We start from the raw sequence: 18683 nt of genomic DNA on the forward strand, positions 1-18683 counted from the left end.
CGAGATTGAATCGGCTGTACGTAGCTACGAACCTCCTGCGGGAAAGGTTTGCGCCTCATGCGAAAGTCATAGGGCGGTACATTGCGGTGCAGCTTGAACTCTCGTCGGTTCGCTCGCAAGATGTGGCAAGCAACCAGCCAAGTCTGATTTTACAAAGTCTTGCAAATACATAGGGAAGAAACCTCGTGGGACAGATGCTGAAAGCCGCGGCCGCCTTGACGGCCATGATCGCAAGTACCCCGGCGCTTGCCGCCTGGGAGCCGACCAAGCCGGTTGAAATCGTGGTCGCGGCCGGCGCGGGCGGTGCGTCCGACCAGATGGCGCGGATGATGCAGGCGGCCATCCAGAAGAACAACCTGATGAAGCAGCCGATGGTTGTATCGCTCAAGGGCGGGGCGTCGGGCGCCGAGGCGCTGATGTACATGAAGTCGAGCGACGGCGATCCCAACAAGGTCCTGATCGCCTATTCGCTGATCTACATGCTGCCGCTGTCGGCGAAGATCCCCTTCAACTGGCGAGACCTGACGCCGGTGTCGGTCGTTGCGATGGATCAATTCGTGCTGTGGGACAATGCCGAGGGACCGAAGACGGTGAAGGACTTCATCGCGGCCGCCAAGGCGGCAGGCTCGCCGTTCAAGATGGGCGGCACCGGCTCCAAGCGCGAGGACCACGTGCTCACCGTGTTCATGGAGCAGAAGACCGGCGCGAAATTCTCCTATCTGCCGTACAAGTCGGGCGGCGAGGCGGCGACGCAACTTGTCGGCAAGCACACCGAGGCCAACGTCAACAATCCATCCGAAAATCTCGAGGTCTGGCGCGCCGGCCAGGTCCGCGCGCTGTGCGTGTTCGACAAGGAGCGCATCGCCTACAAGACCAAAGTCACCGAGACGCAATCCTGGAACGACGTCCCGACCTGCAAGGAGGAGGGGCTCGACGTGCAATATCTGATGCTGCGCGCGATGTTTCTGCCCGGCAAGGTGACGCCGGAGCAGCAGGCGTTCTACGTCGACCTGTTCCAGAAGGTGACGCAGACGGCGGAGTACAAGGAGTATATGGAGAAGCAGGCGCTCAAGCCGATCTTCCTCACCGGCAAGGACATGCTGAAGTTCCTTGAGGAGGACGACAAGCTCAACACAGCGCTGATGAACGAAGCGGGCTTCGTCGCGAAATAGGCCGATCGTTATTTGTCGGCAGGACCGTATCCCGCGATCCTGCCGAGAACGTTTTCGATCTCGGCCTTCGGCAGCAGGCGCGGTGTTCCGATCTGCAGGCAGCCGTGATATTGCCGGGCCAGCGTTTCGACTTCGACGGCAAGCCACATCGCTTTCGAAAGCGATGCGCCGACCGCAATCATGCCATGGTGTTCCAGCAGGCAGGCCAGCCGGCCTTCCAGCGCGCGCACGGCGTGCTCCGAAAGTTCCTGCGTGCCGAAGGTCGCATAGGGCGCGACGCGGATGGTGTCGCCGCCGGCACACGCGATCATGTAGTGGATCGGTGGAATTTCCAGGCCCATGATGGCGAGGATCGTCGAATAGATCGGGTGGGCATGGACTACCGCATTGATTTCTGGCCGGGCTCTCAGGATGTCGAGGTGAAATCGCCACTCGCTCGACGGCCGCTGGGCGGCATCGTGCGAGCCATCCAGGCCCATGAATACGATCTGCTCGGGCTGCATCGCCTCGTAGGGCGTGCTGGTCGGCGTGATCAGCAGGCCCTCGCCATGGCGCAGGCTGATATTCCCTGATGTCCCCTGGTTGATGCCGAGCGCATTCATGCTGCGGCAGGCATCGATGATCGACTGGCGTTTTTCCCGGTCCTTCATGGTCGGCATTTGAAGACCCCTTGCAACCGCGCGACAATGCTTGATTATTGCGCCGCAGTATAGTCGAACATCTTGCGTGAAATCCTGACTGGGAGAAGTCATGACGCGTGCCGTGCTTGGCATCATCGGCGGATCCGGCATCTACGACCTGCCGGGGCTGGAGGACGTCCGCGAGGAGACCATCAAGAGCCCCTGGGGCGAGCCGTCCGCAGCGCTGACGCGCGGCGTGATCGGAGGCTTGCCGATCGTGTTCCTGCCGCGGCACGGCAAGGGGCACGTGCTGTCGCCCTCCGACATCAACTACCGCGCCAATATCGACGTGCTGAAGCGGGCGGGAGTTACCGACCTGGTTTCGCTGTCGGCCTGCGGCTCGTTCAGGGAGGAACTGCCGCCCGGCACATTTGTCCTCGTCGATCAGTTCGTCGACCGCACCTACCGGCGCGAGAGTTCGTTTTTCGGCAGGGGCTGTGTTGCCCATGTCTCGATGGCGCATCCGGTGTCGCCACGGCTGCATGTGCATCTGGCGGCGGCCGCCAAGGCCGAAGGTATCGCCGCGGTGCAGGGCGGCACCTATGTGTGCATGGAAGGCCCGCAGTTCTCCAGCCTCGCCGAGAGCCTGACCTACAAGGCGCAAGGCTATTCGGTGATCGGCATGACCAACATGCCCGAGGCCAAACTCGCCCGCGAGGCCGAGATCTGTTACGCCAGCGTGGCGATGGTCACCGATTTCGATTGCTGGCATCCCGATCACGACGCCGTCACCGTGCAGGATATCATTCGCGTGCTGAACTCGAATGCCAGCAAGGCCAAGGGGCTCGTCGCGCGTCTCGCCAGGGATTTTCCGCGCGAGCATGAGCCGTGTCCTGTTGGATCGGACAAGGCGCTCGACACCGCCTTGATCACGGCGCCGGAAGCGCGCGATCCGCGGCTACTCGCCAGGCTCGATGCGGTGGCGGGGAGGGTGTTGAACTCATGAAGGTCGACGGCCGACATTTTCGCAGCATCTGGCTCGAGGACGACGGCTGGACGGTCGGCGCGATCGACCAGCGGCGATTGCCGCATGAATTCGTGGTGGCGCGCATCGCAAGCGCGGAGGACGCGACCGAGGCCATCCGTTCCATGCTGGTGCGTGGCGCGCCGCTGATCGGCGCTACGGCGGCTTACGGCATGGCGCTCGCCATGCGTACCGACGCTTCCGATGCGGCGCTAGACCGCGCCCATGCCATGCTGCTGGCGGCGCGGCCGACGGCGATCAACCTGAGATGGGCGCTGGATGGGATGGCGCGCATGCTCCGGCCATTGCCGACGTCCGAGCGGGTCGCGGCGGCCTACGGGCGCGCTGTCGAAATCGCCGAGGAGGATGTCGCAATCAACCAGGAGATCGGCCGGCACGGTTTGGCGCTGATCGAGCAGATCACGGCGACGAAGCGGCCCGGCGAGCCCGTCAACGTCCTGACCCATTGCAACGCCGGCTGGCTTGCGACGGTCGACTGGGGCACGGCGACGGCACCGATTTATCTGGCGCATGATCGCGGCCTGAAGGTTCATGTCTGGGTCGACGAGACCCGGCCGCGCAATCAGGGCGCTTCGCTGACCGCCTGGGAACTCGGCCACCACGGCGTGCCGCATACGGTGATCCCGGACAACACCGGCGGCCATCTGATGCAGCACCGCATGGTCGATCTCGCGATCGTTGGCACCGACCGGGTGGCCGCCAATGGCGATGTCTGCAACAAGATCGGGACCTACCTGAAGGCGCTCGCCGCGCGCGACAATGGCGTGCCGTTCTATGTTGCACTGCCATCGCCCACCATCGACTTTAGTATCGATGACGGCATCAGGCAGATTCCGATTGAGCAGCGCAGCGCCGACGAAGTGGCGAACATGACCGGCCGCACCGCCGATGGGCGCGTCGAGACCGTGCGCGTGGTTCCCGAAGGCTCGCCTGTGGCCAACTACGCCTTCGACGTCACGCCGGCACGGCTGGTGACGGGATTGATCACCGAACGCGGCCTGCTGCGCCCGGAGCGTGCTGCACTTGCGAGCGCATTCCCGGAGCGCAGCGCGGGACATTGACGCCGGCGACGTCGGCACGTATCCCCGTTCGGGTCTGTCGTATCGGGGGTCACCGTCGCCATGTCCAATACCGACATCGAAATCGTCGTCGAGGATCCGACCGCACCCGAAGCCGACTCGCCTGCGGTGACGAGCGTTCGCGCGGCCGACGTCGTCATCTGCCTCCTGTTGCTCGCGCTCGCAACGACACTCGGGTACGACAACTGGCGGACGGGAGCCGGTTGGGAATCGACCGGCCCGCAGTCCGGCTACTTTCCGTTTTATCTCTCGATCATCCTCGCCGGCGCCAGCCTCTATGGTCTGGTCGCCGCGTTCCTGTCGCGCAGGGAGGCTTCCGAGGTCTTCGTGACGCGGGCGCAGCTTCGCCGCGTGATGGCGGTGTTCGTGCCTACGGTGCTGTTCTGCCTCGCCATGCAGTTCCTCGGGCTCTATGTCGCGAGCTTCCTCCTGATCGCCGGCTTCATGCGGATGGTCGGCAAGATCGCGCTGTGGAAATCGTTGCTCACCGCCTTCGTGTTCACCGCCGTGATGTTCGTCACCTTCGACATCGCCTTCGACGTCATCATGCCAAAGGGTCCGCTCGAAGCGGCGCTCGGCCGCTAACGGGTCGGTAGGACGCATCTGATGGAAGCCTTGTAATGGAAGCCTTGTAATGGAAGCCTTGTAATGGAAGCCTTGGGCCTCTTGATGCATGGCTTCGCCGTGCTGCTGACCTGGAAAACACTGCTGCTGATGATGCTCGGCCTCGTGCTCGGCATTTTCGTCGGCGTGCTGCCCGGCCTCGGCGGCCCGAACGGCGTGGCGATCCTGCTGCCGCTGACATTCACGATGGATCCGACGTCGGCGATCGTGATGCTGTCCTGCATCTATTGGGGCGCGCTGTTCGGCGGCGCCATTACCTCGATCCTGTTCAACATCCCCGGCGAGGCCTGGTCGGTCGCGACCACCTTCGACGGCTATCCGATGGCGCAGCAGGGCAGGGCGGCGGAAGCGCTGACCGCGGCCTTCACCTCGTCGTTCATCGGCTCGCTGGTCGCGGTGATGCTGATCACGTTCCTGGCGCCGATGATTTCCTCCTTCGCGCTGAAATTCGGGCCGCCTGAATTCTTCGCGGTGTATCTGCTCACCTTCTGCTCTTTCGTCGGCCTCGGCCGCGAAGCCAAGCACAAGACTGTGATTTCGATGTCGCTTGGCCTCTTGCTCGCCGGCATCGGCATGGACACCGTGTCCGGGCAGTTGCGCATGACCTTTGGTTCGGCGGAGCTCTTGCGCGGCGTCAACTTCCTGGTCGCCGTCATCGGCCTGTTCGGCATCAGCGAAATCCTGCTCACCATGGAGGAGCGCCTCGCGCTGCGCGGCCACGCCGCCGGCATCTCCCTGCGCGTGGTGCTGTCGGTGTGGAAGGATTTGCCGAAATACTGGGTGACGCTGTTTCGTTCTTCCTTCATCGGCTGCTGGCTCGGCATCACCCCGGGTGGCGCGATTGCCGCGTCCTTCATGGGCTACAACCTCGCCAAGCGCTTCTCCAAGGACCAGGACAGCTTTGGCAAGGGCCGCATCGAAGGCGTGTTCGCGCCGGAAACCGCGGCCCATGCTTCGGGCACCGCGGCGCTGCTGCCGATGCTCGCGCTCGGTATTCCCGGCTCCGGCACCGCGGCGATCCTGCTCGGTGGGTTGATGGTGTGGGGTCTCAATCCGGGTCCGTTGCTGTTCGTCGAGCACAAGGATTTCGTCTGGGGCCTGATTGCGTCGATGTATCTCGGCAATGTCGTCGGTCTCGTGCTGGTGCTGACGACGGTGCCGATCTTCGCCTCGATCCTGCGCGTGCCGTTCGCAGCGGTCGCACCGATGATCGTGGTGTCCTGCGCGATCGGCGCCTACGCGATCCAGAACGCGATGTTCGATATCTGGCTGATGCTGGGCTTCGGCGTCGTCGGCTACGTATTCAAAAAAATCGGCATTCCTCTGGCGCCGTTCACGCTGGCGCTGGTGCTCGGCAACCGCGCCGAGGATGCGTTCCGCCTGTCGATGATCGGCTCCGGCGGCGACATGAAGGTGTTCTGGTCGAACGGTCTCGTCGGTTCGATCACGACACTGGCGATCGTGCTGCTGTTCTGGCCCGTCATCGATTGGGCGTTCGGCAGCGTCACGCGCATGTTGCGGCCGGCGAAGGCGTAGCGGTCCGGACGGACATTTCGCCGTCATTGCGAGCGAAGGGAAGCAATCCATAGCGCCGCGTGGGATAGATGGATTGCTTCGCTGCGCTCGCAATGACGTGGATACAGTTTCGCGTTCTCGCGGCGCGATGCGCCCGGAGTTTTGCATCTCGGTTAGCCCTCCTGAACTTAGAGGGCGCAGGGAAGACCGGGGGCACGCTGCGCCCGCGGTCTCGCGTGCAATTGCGCACAGAGAACGCGCACACGGGCATACAGGTTCAGCGGAAACACTCCGGCCTTCCGTGCGCAGTGGCTTTACGGCTTATAGCGAGCTCCCCGGTGAACGGCTCTTTCGCTACCGTCGCCCGCGAGAGGCGTGCCTCTCGCGAACTTGACGCACGGCAAAAGCCAAGCTTCTCAAGGTCCAGCGCATCGACAAAAGCGTCTCGACAAAAGCGTCAATGGCCCGAACCGGATTGTCGCGATCCACGTAGTCTTCAACACGCGCAGGAAGAAGGCTCGGCTGGTTCCGGTCAACACCGGTCTTGAAGGTATGATTCGTCATCAGTCGAATCGTACACTCGTTTGCCCAGCCGGCCGGGATTCTTGCCCAGTCTCGAAGCGAAACCCATCAATTATTGCGCGGAGGCGTGATGGGTTTCGCTGCGCTCTACCCATCCTACGCACGGTCCATTTGTGACAATGCGATGACATCACGATTCATCTGACAGAAAGACGAATCTATGATGTCTGGGGTAACCACTGACACTCGACACCCGCCGGACATGGTTTCATCCAAGCATATGAATCGTCACATTCCATTTTCATCTCATCGCGAATACCGGTTTTACCAGGGCCTGTTGGCCATCGGTGTCGCCAACGGTATTCAGGCCCTAAATTTTCTCGGTGATCGATTCCTGAGAAAATCTCACGCATCGGGTGGGATCGACGAGTTGTACAGGCACTCGGTCAACAGTGCCTTTTCTCCCAAAGAAGCCTTTCTGGTCACGGGGGCGCCGCACGCCTCCGCCTATTATCCTCGGGATTTTGCCTGGTTTTATCCCGATGTTCTCGATCCCGAGACCATCATGGGTTCCGAGGATGCCGTCCGCCGGGTTCGCTTGCTCGAAAAAGGCGTCCGGCTGCTGGTGGAGGCTGTCCGCGCCAATGTCGTCACGACGACCATCGTTCCCGCGGGAGGCGACCGGTACATCGGCGTCAATTACTTCTCGCTGCCGTCGGACACGCTGTTGGGCATCCTCGCAGGCCTGGAACAAATCGTGCGTGCGGACCAAAGGGCATCGCCGTTTTTGGCGATGTCACAGGGCGCTCATGCCGGCCGCTTGTTGCTTGCCGAATATCGCGAGGATCTGAAGAACGCGATATTTCAACTCGCGGAAGCGTTGGAGCCGTTCGAGGACGGCGGCGTCGCGGCTTTGCTGTGCGACGTCACCGCACCGCGTTCCGCGGCAACCGATACCCGTGCCGAACGCAGGCGCTTTGTCACCAATGCATGCGTCTACGCGACCTTTGTGCGCGGCATACGGTTGGGGGTGATCGACCGGATCGAGCTGGAAGGGCTGCTCGGACGCGAGCTTTCGCAATACAAGACGGAGCTGCTCGGGTTGTTCGGCAAGCCTGGCTATGTCAGGCATGCTCTGGACTTAAGGAGCGAACCGGCGGCGTCTTGCATTGCGCTGGATTTCGTCAATGTGCATCAGGGATTTTGGGATCTGAGCGAAGCGGGCGAACGCGCGCTGTTCGCAGCCACGACGGATCTGATACTTGGCGAGCCGCGGTTTCGAATCCCGGATACATCTCACTTCCTGGTATCGGTGGATAATCCGCAGAACAAGATGATCCACAAGATTGCGGCTCCGGCCTACCAGGGGCGTTCTTGCTGGCCGACATTCAACGTCGAATTTGCCGATCGCATGCTGGACTACGATGAATGTTCTGGCACCGACAAGTACCGGTCCTGTGCCCGCGATATATTGAGGGACATTCGTAGCGCGACCGAAACGCACGGCGGGTATCAGGAACTGCTGTCGGAAAAGGGACAAAAATATCGCACTTGGGCCTATCAGAGCGCAGACGCCCACTCCTGGTTTCCGCGTTTTCTGTCGGTCTGGCGGCGGGCATTCGGGACGTCGCTACTTGACGGGAGCTAGACCGCCTCATTTCTTGTCGAGATTTGCGCCGCGCGCCAGCGAGGCCGCAGTCTCAAGCCCGACGTGGCGCACGAGCGGGTCGGCATGGCGATGAACCAGCCACCATTGCCCGCCTTGCCTGCGATAGACTTGCGTCACACGAAGGGACCAATCCTGGTCTGGCAAACCGCCGACCTCGCCGTGTTGACGCTCAATCATCGCAAGAACGACCAGATCGTCCGACGTATAGGACTGGACAAGTTCGAGCTTGGCGTCGCCGTTCCCAAAGTAGCTGGCGAGCCGCGCCAGCCGCTCGGGACTCATGTCGAAGCCCCGGCTGGCTTCACCGCCAAATGGCTGCATCAGTGTAAAATCTCCTGCGATGCGCACCAGACCGGACCATTTGTCCATGTCGCCACGCATGAAAGCCGAAGCCTGGGCTTCGGTCTTCCTGACCAGATCGACAAGTTCCTGCTCCGAACCTGCCGACGTCGGCTCCTGCGCGGCGCTGGCCGACAGCGGCATTGCGAGTGCGGCCTTCAGCGCCAAGCGCCTCCAGCAGTTCAGTTTGAACATTCGGTATCTTTCCATTCGGGTTGGGCCGGCAACCGGCCGGCGGTGCTGCCCAAATCCCATTTCAATGATACTGAATCCAGTGATATGATTTCAGCATTATGCTGAACCAGACTGACCTTTCCCGGATCGATCTCAACCTGCTCGTGCTGTTCGAGATCGTCTTTCAGGAGCGGCATGTCGGCCGATCGGCTGAGCGGCTGCATCTTTCGCCGTCCGCCATCAGCCATGGACTCGGCCGCCTGCGCGCGCTGCTTGGCGATCCCTTGTTTCTCAAGACTCCGAAGGGCGTTGTTCCAACGGAGCGTGCCTCCCAGCTCGCCGCGTCGGTGGCTGAAATTCTCGCGCGTGTCCGCGGGGTCGTCTCGACAGCTACGCCGTTTGATCAGCGGCATTCGACGCGCCGTTTCGTCATCGGCGCGCCGGATGGAATTTCGTCGGTCATCCTGCCTTCGCTGTTGGAGACGTTGCGGGAGGTGGCGCCGGGCGTCGACGTGGGTATCCGGCAGCTATTACCGACGCAAGGCTTCACCGCGCTTCATCTGGCGTGGAGGGATGCGTTGAAGGAGCTCGAAGACCGGACGATGGATATCGCGATCATTCCGTTCGACGATATTCCGGTCCGTTTCCATAAGCAGAAGCTCTACGAGGAGGAGTTCGTCATCGCCGTCAGAAAGGGGCATTCGTTCCAGCGAAATCCGACCCTCAAGCGCTACTGCGAGATGGAGCATCTCGTCGTTTCGCATACCGGTGATGTTACCGGATTCGTGGATGTTGAACTCGCCAAGAAAAGCCTGACGCGGCGCGTCGCCCTGACCGTGCCAAACTTCATTTTCGCGCTTTCGGTGCTGGCCGAAACCGAGATGGTCTCCGCGCTGCCGCGACGGTTTATCGAGATCCATGGCGCCCGGTTCAATGTCTTCGCCGTCAAGGCGCCGCTGCCGCTGCCGCGTTTCTCGATCAATGTCGTCCTTCCGAAAGTGGCGATGATGGATGCGGGCCTTGCGTGGCTGGTCCAGTTGTTGGGACAGGTGCGAACGGGAAATGACAGGTCGTTCGTTCTTCGGTCGGGCAAGCGCAATCGCAGCATGCACAGCTAATGGGCAACTGCTCGCTAGTGGTGCGTTCGATAAAGGCGTGCCGTGATCCGCATCGGCGAATAACGGGCTGACAATACGACTGATTTTCTGCAGACCGATCGCCAGCCGGCATTGTACACAATGGCACGCGCCTTGCTTGACTTCTCTTTAAGAGTTCTCTCGTTCGGGGCGCGTACGTCATGGCGAACTCAGCAAAGCTCAGAGCGGAGCCGGGACCGATCGAGCTCGACTGGGCGGCGACCGCGCTTCTCATCATCGACATGCAGCGCGATTTCATGGAGCCGGGCGGCTTCGGCGAGACGCTCGGCAATGACGTCAGCCAGCTCGCGCGGGCGGTGCAGCCGATCGCAGCGGTGCTGGCTGCGGCGCGCGCGGCCGGCATGTTGGTCGTTCATACCCGCGAGGGCCATCTGCCCGATCTGTCGGACGCGCCGCCGGTCAAGGTCGAGCGCGGCCCGCCGTCCTTGCGTATCGGCGATCCCGGGCCGATGGGGCGCATTCTCATTCGCGGCGAGGCCGGCCACGACATCATTCCCGAATTGTATCCGCTCGACAGCGAGATCGTGATCGACAAGCCGGGCAAGGGCGCGTTCTACGCCACCGAGCTCGGCGAGGTGCTGCAGCGCTACGGCATCGAGAATTTGCTGGTCTGCGGCGTCACGACAGAGGTCTGCGTCAACACCACCGTGCGCGAAGCCAACGACCGCGGCTATCGCTGCGTGGTGCTGGCGGATGGTTGCGCATCCTACTTTCCTGAGTTTCACGAGATGGGCCTGAAAATGATCAAGGCCCAGGGCGGCATTTTTGGCTGGGTCTCCGACTCGGCCGCGGTGCTGGAGGCGCTTTCACTGGAGATTCCAAGAACGGCAGCAGCGGGGGCATAACGATGAGCACGAGTGCGACAGGAACATCAGGCACATCCACTTTCAAGCCGGTATTGTGGACACCCGGCGACTGGAACGCGCTGTTCGGCTTCGGCACCAACATTCTCGTCAACATGCTGGTGCTGACCGGGCTGTTGCGCTTCGTACTGAAGATGCCTGACTCGATCGTCTTCGGCCGCATCCTGCCGGCGCTCGGCCTGATGATGTGCCTCTCGACGTTCTATTACGCGTATCTCGCCTACAAACTGGCGCAGAAGACCGGCCGCAGCGACGTCTGCGCGCTGCCATCAGGCGTCAGCGTCCCGCACATGTTCATCGTCACCTTCGTGATCATGCTGCCGATCACGCTGAAGACCGGCGATCCCGTCAAGGGGTGGTCGGCCGGCCTGGTCTGGGTGTTCTTCCAGAGCTTTATCCTGATGATCGGCGGCTTCATCGCGCCCTATATCAGAAAGATCACCCCGCGCGCGGCGCTGCTCGGCACGCTCGCGGGTGTCTCAGTCACCTTCATCTCGATGCGCCCGGCGCTCGAAATGTACATGACGCCGCAGATCGGGCTGGTGTGTTTTGCCATCATCCTGGTGAGCTGGTTCGGCGGCGTGAAATACTGGAGGGGTATGCCGGCCGGCCTCGTCGCCATTGCGGTGGGTATGATCATCGCCTGGGGTTCGAATCTGTTCGGTCTCGGCCTCGGCAGTTTGAGCCTGAAGGGCGTCGGCGATGCCTTTGCGAACTTCGGCTTCTCGGTGCCGTTGCCGGCCATCGGCCACGTCTTCTCCGGCTTCGAATTCCTCGGCATCGTCCTGGTCACGGCAATTCCGTTCGGCATCTATGACCTCGTCGAAGCCATGGATAATGTCGAAAGCGCGGAAGCGGCCGGCGACGAATATCCGACCACGCGCGTGCTCACTGCCGACGGCGTTGTCAGCCTGATCGGCTGCCTGATGGGTAATCCCTTCATCAACGCGGTCTATATCGGCCATCCCGGCTGGAAGGCGATGGGCGGGCGGATCGGCTATTCGGCGGCGACCGGCCTGATGGTGGTGCTGCTGTCGTGGTTCGGTATCATCTCGGTCTTGCTGGCGCTGGTGCCCGTGGTCGCGATCTCGCCGATCCTGCTCTATATCGGCATGCTGATCGGCGCGCAGGCGTTCCAGACCACGCCGGTCAAGCATGCGCCGGCGATCGTGCTGGCGCTGACGCCGCATCTCGCTGCCTGGGCGAAACTGCAGATCGACACCATGCTCGGCTCGACGATCACGGCGGCGCAGGCGGTCGGCGGTCTCGCTGCCGACAAGGTCGACGCGGTCAAGTCCGCCGCAATATCAGCGCTGCCGCAGCAGGGCGTGCTCTATCACGGCCTCGAAGTGATGGGCGGCGGCTCGATCCTCGCCGGCCTGGTGCTCGGCGCGATCGGCGTGTTCGTGATCGAGCGTGATTTTCTTAAAGCATCCGCGTTTGCGCTGGCCGGTGCGGTCATGACCTATTTCGGTTTCATGCACGGCGAAGCCATCGGCATCGGCGGCGGCCTCGGCGTCACGCCGGGCGTCGCGCTGGCCTATGCGGTCATGGCGGCAGGTCTGTTCGCGCTGGCGAAGACCAGTCCAGGTGTCGACTACTCGCATGCGGAGGTCGCAGCAGCCCCGGCCGAATGAGGCGTGGTGGGCGGCCTCGTAAAGATACGCGCACCATATGGTCTGACATGAGACCTGGTCTCGAGGCGCGCCAGCGTGCGTTTCGAAGGCCGCAACAATGCGGTTGCAATCTCATCCAAATAATGTACGATTTGTACATTAAAGGTTGCGCCGGTTACGCGCGCCGACAAGGGTGACGATATGGCGACCAGCGGTGATTATCAGGTCTTCCACGCCGGAGACGTTTTGCTGCAGTCGGGCGTCGTATTCCCCTCGTTGCGTCTTGCCTACAAGACCTATGGCACGCTGAACGCGCGGAAGGACAACGTGATTGTGTATCCGACGTCCTTCAGCGCGCAGCACACCGACACGGAATGGCTGGTGCAGCGCGGCGGCATCCTGGATCCGGAACGCTTCTTCATCGTCATTCCAAACCTGTTCGGCAACGGCCTGTCCTCGTCGCCATCCAATTCGGAAGTGACGCCGTTTCCAGCCATCAGCTATCACGACGCGGTGGCGGTCCAGCGCCGCCTTCTGGTCGAGCAGTTCGGGATTTCGACGATCGCGCTGGTCTACGGCTGGTCCATGGGCGGCATGCAGGCGTACCATTGGGCGGCGTGCCATCCCGACATGGTGGAGCGGGCGGCCATTGTGTGCGGCAGCGCCAGATGCTCGCCCTATAATCACGTATTCCTCGAGGGCGTGAAGGCCGCGCTCACCGCCGATCCCGCGTTCAGGGACAGTCGTTTCGTCGCCAGGCCTGCCGCTGGCCTGCGCGCTATGGGGCGCGTCTATGCCGGATGGGCGATGTCGCACGCCTATTACCGGGACGAGGTGTGGCGCGATTACGGCTTCAGCTCGCTGGAAGATTACCTGGCGCGTTCCTGGGATGAAGCCTTCTCGCGCCGTGATGCCAACGATCTGCTGGCGCAGATCGGCATCTGGCAGCGCGGTGATATCAGCCAATGTCCGGAATTCGGCGGCGACATGGTCCGTGCGCTCGCGGCGATCAAGGCACGGGTTCTGCTGATGCCGGGGCAGACGGACCGCTACTTCGATGTCAGCGACAACGAGGAAGAGATCGGCCGGCTCGTCAACGCGAGGTCAGCCGAACTGCATCCGATTCCCTCGATCCACGGACACCGCGCCGGAAATCCTGTCAACAATCCCGCGGATCGCGGGTTCATCACTGCCGAAATATCGACGCTGCTGCAGAGTTGAAATCCTGGGAGGCGATTGCGACCATGAGCACTGCCATCACTGCAACGGGAGAGAAGCCGCTGAATTCGGCCGCGCTCCGCGAGCTATCGGCGCGATCCGACCTTCAAGGTATCGTTCGCGCGGTCAGCCACTACGGCGCCATCGGCATTTTCGGTACGCTGATCTGGCTGGTGTCCTCGACCTACGGCCTGGCCTGGGCGTTGCCGCTCATCGTCGTGCAAGGTTATTTCGTCGCCTTCCTGTTCATGGTCGTGCACGAGACCGCCCACAAGACGGCGTTTCGGAGCCGCGCGCTCAATCTCGCATTCGGTCATCTGTCTTCATTCGCGATCGGACTGCCTTACGAATATTATTGCCTGTTCCACTGGGACCACCATCGCTACACGCAGGATCCGGATCGGGATCCGGAACTGCTTGTTGGCCCGATCCCCGCCTCGGATACGCAACTCGCAGTCGCCTATACCGGTCTTCGACAGGTCGCTTTCCGGGTAGGGCTGATGCTTCACCATGCCTTTACCGGCAAGGCCTCCGCTCCCTGGATCCCGGAAGGCAAGCGCCACATCGTCGTGAAGGAAGCGCGCCTCTATGTCGCCTTCTATGTCGTGCTGCTGCTCGCGTCGCTCACGCTGCATACGGCGCTTCTGCTCTGGGTGTGGATCGTCCCGCTGATCGTCGGCCAGCTATTCCTGCGACCTTATCTCTACGCCGAGCACACCGGATGTGAACGGACGCGCAGCGCCTTTCAGAACACCCGCACCACCTACACCGGCATGCTCATGAGATGGTTTGCGTGGAACATGCCCTATCACGTCGAGCACCACGCTTATCCTTCGATCCCGTTTCATGCGCTGCCGAAGCTGAACCGGATCGTCGATGATCAGATCGTTTTCCGGGGGCAGGGCTATCGGGCCGTGACGCGGGAGACGTGGGCGTGGTTCCGCCGCGCGCGAGCTGACGCGGCCGGCGGCGTCAGCGGTTCTTGATCATCAGCAGGGTGTCGACGAGATTGCGGGCATGTGCCGGCGAGATCGGCTTGATTCCGAAGATGTAGCGGTAGAACAGGCTGCCATAGATCGCGTCGTACAGGTCCTCCGGCGTCCCGGTCGCGCCAATGCTTCTGTCCTGCTGGCCGGCGGCGATCAATTCGACCAGGGCGGTTCTTCGATACCCGAGATAGCGCTCGTAGAAAATCTCCGCGGACCCTGTGTTCGAGATGCATTCGGAGATCACCGCGAGCTGTACCCTGCCGAACTCGCCCAGCAGCGCCTTCGCATAAGCCGCGGCGTGGCTTCTCAGGCGTTCCGCCGGCGCGCCGGTGGCCGGCAGCGGCAGCATCAGCGAGGCATGGTTCAGGAACGCATCTATCAGCAAGGCCTCTCGCGATGGCCACCATTTGTAGATGGTCATCTTCGAGACGTTGGAATGCCGCGCAACAGCATCGATACTGGTGGCGGCGAGACCCGTAGTCGCCATCAGCGTGTAGGCGCTTTGCAGAATGGCGTTGGTGGTCTCGGCAGAACGGGGGCGACCACGGCGGGTTGCCGCCGTATCGCTGTCTGCTTCGCTTCTGCCCTTCGCCATGTTCCGGCTTCCCCGATGCAGCACGACTGGCGCTGCCGGCTACGCCGCGACAAACGCCAGCATCGTGCCGTTGCCCTCGGCTGGTGGCACCACAATGCCGCCTGCGCTTTTCACGCCGGCTGTACCCAGCGCCTTCTCCGCCGCGGCGACATCGGCCACGATCACAAGGCCTGCGCCGCCGCGTTCCGGCAGGCCGGCCAGCGAAACGCCGGGATAGCGCTTGCCGAGCTGACCTTTCGTCAGAAATACGAAGTCCGCGCGGTCGCCACCCGAGGGCACCGCGATCGCGCCATCGGACTCGTTGCGTACCTCGCGGTCGATCAGCTTCGACAGATGAGCGGCCTCCTTGGCCGGCTCCGGCGCAACCATCAGCACCTGCTTCAAGCGCTTCGCGCCGTTGGCATGCTTCATCAGTTCAGGAATCCAGACCGTCTCGCGCGTCTTGTGCTGGCAGGCAAAGATACGCACGCCGCCCGGCGCTTCCACCGTCGGCCATTGAAAGGTCCGGAACCTGGCTTCGGATTCCGTGCCATCAGGCAGCGTCACCGGCCGCTCGAAATCCGTCGGGCCAACGGGGACATAACCACGCGCGAGAATTTCTTCCGCGCCCCGCGCCGAATCCACGGCGGTGAAGGCGATACGCTCGATGCCTTCGCCGTTCTTCTCGATGAACGCCCGCGCCGGCTCATTATGTTCCGTCGGCCGGAGCACGCCGAGCAATTCCATATAATCAGGGTCGAACATGATGGTGTAGTTGCCCGATCCCATATGCGCGCTGTGGGTGCCGCGCGGTGACACGGTGAAGCCCAGCCGCTTGTAGTTCTCGGCTGATTTGTCGAGGTCCTTCACCATGACCACGGCGTGATCGATTCCGATGACGTTTTTGAGTGCCACTTCTTGTTTCCTTGAGCTTGATTAGCTGACTTAAACTAAGCAGAACGATCAGTTGCCTGCAAGAAAGGATCTTCCTCCAAGAGCGGGCCTCGCTCGTCTCGACCCTGCGAAGAGCGGGGATGCGGAGCTGCTACACCGCCGCCGTCTCGTGCTCCCTTGCAAACTCCCCGCCCGGGATGGAGTCGAGCAGCGCCCGCGTGTATGCGTGCTGCGGATTGCCAAACACTTCGCCCGCCAGCCCGTGTTCCACCACTTCACCATCCTTCATGACGGCCACGAGGTCGCAGATTTGCGCGGCAACACGCAGGTCGTGCGTGATGAAGACGATCGACAGCCCGAGCCGTGCGCGCAATTCCGCAAGCAGCTTCAGCACCTGCGCCTGCACGGAGACATCGAGCGCCGAGACCGGCTCGTCGGCGACCAGTACGTCCGGCTTCAGCGCCAGTGCCCGCGCAAGGCCGATGCGCTGGCGCTGGCCGCCGGAGAATTCATGCGGATAACGGTCGGCGGAGGAAGGATCTAGTCCGACGAGCGCGAACAGTTCCTTCGCATCCGCAATCGCCTGCGCGCGCGGCGCGCCGTGCACGATCGGGCCCTGCGCCACCAGCTCGGCCGCCTTGCGGCGCGGATTGAGGGAGGCGAACGGGTCCTGAAACACCATCTGTATATGGCGCGTCTCGCGGCGGACTTTTTCACGCGGCATCTTCGCCCAGTCGCTGCCATCGAGCACGATCGACCCGGCATCTGGATCGATCAGCCGCACGATGCAGCGCGCCAGCGTCGATTTGCCCGAGCCGGATTCGCCGACGATGCCGAGCGTGGCGCCGCGCGGCAGCTTGAGCGATACGTTCTTCACGGCCGGCGTCACCCGCGTGCCGCGCCCGAGAAAGCCGCCGGTGCGATAGGTCTTCGAGACATCCGTGATCGTCAGGATGTTGTCGGCGGCCAGCGGGCGCGGCGGCGGCGCCTTCAGCGGCGGAACGGCGGCGATGAGCTGTTTGGTGTAGGCGTGCCGCGGGCGGTGCAGCACGTCCGCCGTCGTGCCCTGTTCGACGATGACGCCGTGCTGCATCACCACGACGCGGTCGGCGATCTCGGCGACGACCCCGAAATCATGGGTGATGAACATGACCGCGGTTTTTCGGCGCTGCTGCAGGTCGCGGATCAGTTTTAGAATTTGCGCCTGCGTCGTGACATCGAGGGCAGTCGTAGGCTCGTCGGCAATCAGCAGCTTCGGATCGAGCGCCAGCGCCATCGCGATCATGGCACGCTGGCGTTGGCCTCCCGACAGCTCATGCGGATAGGCCTTTGCCGCCACCTTGGGATCGGGAATGCGGACGTCGGCGAGCAGGGCGAGTACCTTGGCGCCGATCTCCGCCTTCGACAGTTCGGTGTGAATCGAAAACATTTCCGCGATCTGGTCGCCGATGGTGCGCAGCGGATTGAGCGCCGTCATCGGCTCCTGAAAAATCATCGCAATGCCGGCGCCGCGCACCTCACGCATGTCGGCAATTGTTGCCGCGCAGAGGTCGCGGCCCTCGAACATCACCCGGCCGCCGTCGATCGTCACCTCGTTGGGCAACAGCCGCATGACGGCGTTGGCCATCATCGACTTGCCGGAGCCGGATTCGCCGACCACGCAGAGGATCTCGTTCGATGCGATCTCCAGCGACACGTCCCTGAGCGCATGTGTCCGGTCCGCGCCGCGGGGCAGGCGGACGCTCAGGCGATCCAGCGAGAGGATGGCTTCGGTCCCGCTCATCGGCCCTTCAGCCTCGGATTAAGCGCATCGTTGAGCCCCTGGCCGACCAGCGACACCGCGAGCACGGTGACGAGGATGGCGATGCCGGGGATCGCCGAGACATACCATTGCACCCGCAGCACGTCGCGGCCGAGGCCGATCAGGTTGCCCCATGACGCCACATTGGGGTCGGACAGCCGCAGGAAGGCCAGCGCGCTTTCGAGGAGTATCGCGACCGCCATCACCACGCTGGCGTAGACGATGACCGGAGGCAGAGCATTGGGCAGGATTTCGCCAAAGATGAGCTGGATGTTTTTCATGCCGAGCGTTCGTCCGGCCTGGACGAATTCGCGGTTGCGCAAGGACAAAAATTCCGCGCGGGTCAGCCGCGCCGGCGCCGGCCACGACACCACGCCGACTGCGATGGTGACGGTGGTGAGCGTCGAGCCGAACACGGCGACCAGCACCAGCAGCAGCACGAAGTTCGGTAGCGTCTGGAACGCCTCGGTAACCCGCATCAGTACATTGTCGACCCAGCCGCCGTAATAGCCGGCGAAGGCGCCGACCAGGATGCCGATCAGGATCGCAATCGCGGTAGCGACGCCGCCGATCAAAAGCGATATCCGCGCGCCGTAGAAAATTTGCGCGGCGATATCGCGCCCCGAATTATCGGTGCCGAGCAGGAAGCGCGGATTGGCGAACGGCCAGATCAGCGGGCGGCCGGCGAGCGCGAGCGGATCGCGCGGATAGAGAAAGCCGGCGGAGATCGCCATGGCGATCACGATTAACAGCAGGATCAGGCCGGCGACGGCGGCGGGGCTTCGGAAATAGCGCTTGACCGCATCCATCGC

At 62.6% G+C, this 18683-nt stretch carries 17 protein-coding genes; 11 read left to right on the forward strand and 6 right to left on the reverse strand.

Annotation, left to right across the window (positions count from 1 at the left end; genetic code table 11):
* The first annotated feature begins 194 nt into the window (after window positions 1–194).
* A complete protein-coding gene (locus tag V1294_RS14095) occupies window positions 195–1172 on the forward strand; it encodes a Bug family tripartite tricarboxylate transporter substrate binding protein (RefSeq protein WP_442895442.1) in 978 nt (325 codons plus the stop codon).
* Between the two features lie 8 nt (window positions 1173–1180).
* On the opposite strand, the gene V1294_RS14100 is transcribed toward V1294_RS14095, so the two are convergent.
* Window positions 1181–1831 (reverse strand): class II aldolase/adducin family protein, encoded by a 651-nt coding sequence (locus V1294_RS14100; protein WP_334497876.1) that lies wholly within the window; start codon window positions 1829–1831, stop codon window positions 1181–1183.
* A gap of 91 nt (window positions 1832–1922) precedes the next feature.
* On the opposite strand from V1294_RS14100, the gene V1294_RS14105 reads away from it, so the two are divergent.
* The 5 genes from V1294_RS14105 to V1294_RS14125 all read left to right on the forward strand — a co-directional run bounded on the left by V1294_RS14105 (window position 1923) and on the right by V1294_RS14125 (window position 8225).
* The gene (locus tag V1294_RS14105) at window positions 1923–2798 is read left to right on the forward strand and encodes an S-methyl-5'-thioadenosine phosphorylase (RefSeq protein WP_334482921.1); all 876 of its coding nucleotides are present in this window, start codon (window positions 1923–1925) and stop codon (window positions 2796–2798) included.
* Window positions 2795–3898, forward strand: a complete 1104-nt coding sequence (mtnA, locus tag V1294_RS14110; RefSeq protein ID WP_334497878.1) for an S-methyl-5-thioribose-1-phosphate isomerase — start codon at window positions 2795–2797, stop codon at window positions 3896–3898. The genes V1294_RS14105 and mtnA overlap by 4 nt, the downstream gene beginning before the upstream one ends.
* A 60-nt stretch (window positions 3899–3958) precedes the next feature.
* On the forward strand, window positions 3959–4501 hold the full coding sequence (locus tag V1294_RS14115) for a tripartite tricarboxylate transporter TctB family protein (RefSeq protein ID WP_334497881.1): 543 nt from the start codon (window positions 3959–3961) through the stop codon (window positions 4499–4501).
* Window positions 4502–4564: 63 nt separating this feature from the next.
* On the forward strand, window positions 4565–6076 hold the full coding sequence (locus tag V1294_RS14120; RefSeq protein ID WP_108514726.1) for a tripartite tricarboxylate transporter permease: 1512 nt from the start codon (window positions 4565–4567) through the stop codon (window positions 6074–6076).
* A gap of 763 nt (window positions 6077–6839) precedes the next feature.
* Entirely contained in the window at window positions 6840–8225 is a 1386-nt protein-coding gene (locus tag V1294_RS14125) for a hypothetical protein (RefSeq protein ID WP_334497883.1), read from the forward strand.
* Window positions 8226–8231: 6 nt separating this feature from the next.
* Here V1294_RS14125 and V1294_RS14130 read toward each other — a convergent pair whose 3' ends face one another.
* On the reverse strand, window positions 8232–8780 hold the full coding sequence (locus V1294_RS14130; RefSeq protein WP_334497885.1) for a YybH family protein: 549 nt from the start codon (window positions 8778–8780) through the stop codon (window positions 8232–8234).
* 98 nt (window positions 8781–8878) lie between these two features.
* Here V1294_RS14130 and V1294_RS14135 point away from each other — a divergent pair, with 98 nt between their 5' ends.
* The 5 genes from V1294_RS14135 (at window position 8879) to V1294_RS14155 (ending at window position 14599) form a co-directional block, all read left to right on the forward strand.
* Window positions 8879–9877 (forward strand): LysR family transcriptional regulator, encoded by a 999-nt coding sequence (locus V1294_RS14135; protein WP_334497886.1) that lies wholly within the window; start codon window positions 8879–8881, stop codon window positions 9875–9877.
* Between the two features lie 179 nt (window positions 9878–10056).
* Window positions 10057–10761, forward strand: coding sequence for a cysteine hydrolase family protein (locus V1294_RS14140; protein ID WP_334497888.1), 705 nt, complete (start codon window positions 10057–10059; stop codon window positions 10759–10761).
* Between the two features lie 2 nt (window positions 10762–10763).
* Window positions 10764–12416, forward strand: coding sequence for a regulator (locus V1294_RS14145; RefSeq protein WP_334497890.1), 1653 nt, complete (start codon window positions 10764–10766; stop codon window positions 12414–12416).
* Between the two features lie 180 nt (window positions 12417–12596).
* Window positions 12597–13616 carry an alpha/beta fold hydrolase gene (locus V1294_RS14150; RefSeq protein ID WP_334497892.1) on the forward strand — a complete coding sequence of 340 codons (1020 nt, stop codon included), beginning with the start codon at window positions 12597–12599 and terminating at the stop codon, window positions 13614–13616.
* 23 nt (window positions 13617–13639) lie between these two features.
* Window positions 13640–14599 (forward strand): fatty acid desaturase, encoded by a 960-nt coding sequence (locus V1294_RS14155; RefSeq protein WP_334497894.1) that lies wholly within the window; start codon window positions 13640–13642, stop codon window positions 14597–14599.
* On the opposite strand, the gene V1294_RS14160 is transcribed toward V1294_RS14155, so the two are convergent.
* The 4 genes from V1294_RS14160 to V1294_RS14175 form a co-directional block, all read right to left on the reverse strand.
* Complete coding sequence (locus V1294_RS14160) at window positions 14586–15197, reverse strand: TetR/AcrR family transcriptional regulator (RefSeq protein WP_108514706.1); 612 nt, start codon at window positions 15195–15197, stop codon at window positions 14586–14588. The genes V1294_RS14155 and V1294_RS14160 overlap by 14 nt on opposite strands.
* Window positions 15198–15236: 39 nt before the next feature.
* The gene (locus V1294_RS14165) at window positions 15237–16091 is read right to left on the reverse strand and encodes a VOC family protein (protein ID WP_334497897.1); all 855 of its coding nucleotides are present in this window, start codon (window positions 16089–16091) and stop codon (window positions 15237–15239) included.
* 130 nt (window positions 16092–16221) lie between these two features.
* Window positions 16222–17853, reverse strand: coding sequence for an ABC transporter ATP-binding protein (locus V1294_RS14170; protein WP_334497899.1), 1632 nt, complete (start codon window positions 17851–17853; stop codon window positions 16222–16224).
* On the reverse strand, window positions 17850–18680 hold the full coding sequence (locus tag V1294_RS14175) for an ABC transporter permease (protein WP_334497901.1): 831 nt from the start codon (window positions 18678–18680) through the stop codon (window positions 17850–17852). Before V1294_RS14175 ends, V1294_RS14170 begins: the two co-directional genes overlap by 4 nt.
* Window positions 18681–18683: the final 3 nt, after the last annotated feature.

Source organism: Bradyrhizobium sp. AZCC 1678 (assembly GCF_036924765.1).
GTDB lineage: Bacteria > Pseudomonadota > Alphaproteobacteria > Rhizobiales > Xanthobacteraceae > Bradyrhizobium > Bradyrhizobium algeriense.

Excerpts from the sequence above, each read along its gene's own strand:
- V1294_RS14095 (WP_442895442.1), top strand. The coding sequence starts at position 195 with ATGCTGAAAGCCGCGGCCGCCTTGACGGCCATGATCGCAAGTACCCCG.
- V1294_RS14100 (WP_334497876.1), bottom strand. The coding sequence starts at position 1,831 with ATGCCGACCATGAAGGACCGGGAAAAACGCCAGTCGATCATCGATGCC.
- V1294_RS14105 (WP_334482921.1), top strand. The coding sequence starts at position 1,923 with ATGACGCGTGCCGTGCTTGGCATCATCGGCGGATCCGGCATCTACGAC.
- mtnA (WP_334497878.1), top strand. The coding sequence starts at position 2,795 with ATGAAGGTCGACGGCCGACATTTTCGCAGCATCTGGCTCGAGGACGAC.
- V1294_RS14115 (WP_334497881.1), top strand. The coding sequence starts at position 3,959 with ATGTCCAATACCGACATCGAAATCGTCGTCGAGGATCCGACCGCACCC.
- V1294_RS14120 (WP_108514726.1), top strand. The coding sequence starts at position 4,565 with ATGGAAGCCTTGGGCCTCTTGATGCATGGCTTCGCCGTGCTGCTGACC.
- V1294_RS14125 (WP_334497883.1), top strand. The coding sequence starts at position 6,840 with ATGGTTTCATCCAAGCATATGAATCGTCACATTCCATTTTCATCTCAT.
- V1294_RS14130 (WP_334497885.1), bottom strand. The coding sequence starts at position 8,780 with ATGTTCAAACTGAACTGCTGGAGGCGCTTGGCGCTGAAGGCCGCACTC.
- V1294_RS14135 (WP_334497886.1), top strand. The coding sequence starts at position 8,879 with ATGCTGAACCAGACTGACCTTTCCCGGATCGATCTCAACCTGCTCGTG.
- V1294_RS14140 (WP_334497888.1), top strand. The coding sequence starts at position 10,057 with ATGGCGAACTCAGCAAAGCTCAGAGCGGAGCCGGGACCGATCGAGCTC.
- V1294_RS14145 (WP_334497890.1), top strand. The coding sequence starts at position 10,764 with ATGAGCACGAGTGCGACAGGAACATCAGGCACATCCACTTTCAAGCCG.
- V1294_RS14150 (WP_334497892.1), top strand. The coding sequence starts at position 12,597 with ATGGCGACCAGCGGTGATTATCAGGTCTTCCACGCCGGAGACGTTTTG.
- V1294_RS14155 (WP_334497894.1), top strand. The coding sequence starts at position 13,640 with ATGAGCACTGCCATCACTGCAACGGGAGAGAAGCCGCTGAATTCGGCC.
- V1294_RS14160 (WP_108514706.1), bottom strand. The coding sequence starts at position 15,197 with ATGGCGAAGGGCAGAAGCGAAGCAGACAGCGATACGGCGGCAACCCGC.
- V1294_RS14170 (WP_334497899.1), bottom strand. The coding sequence starts at position 17,853 with ATGAGCGGGACCGAAGCCATCCTCTCGCTGGATCGCCTGAGCGTCCGC.
- V1294_RS14175 (WP_334497901.1), bottom strand. The coding sequence starts at position 18,680 with ATGGATGCGGTCAAGCGCTATTTCCGAAGCCCCGCCGCCGTCGCCGGC.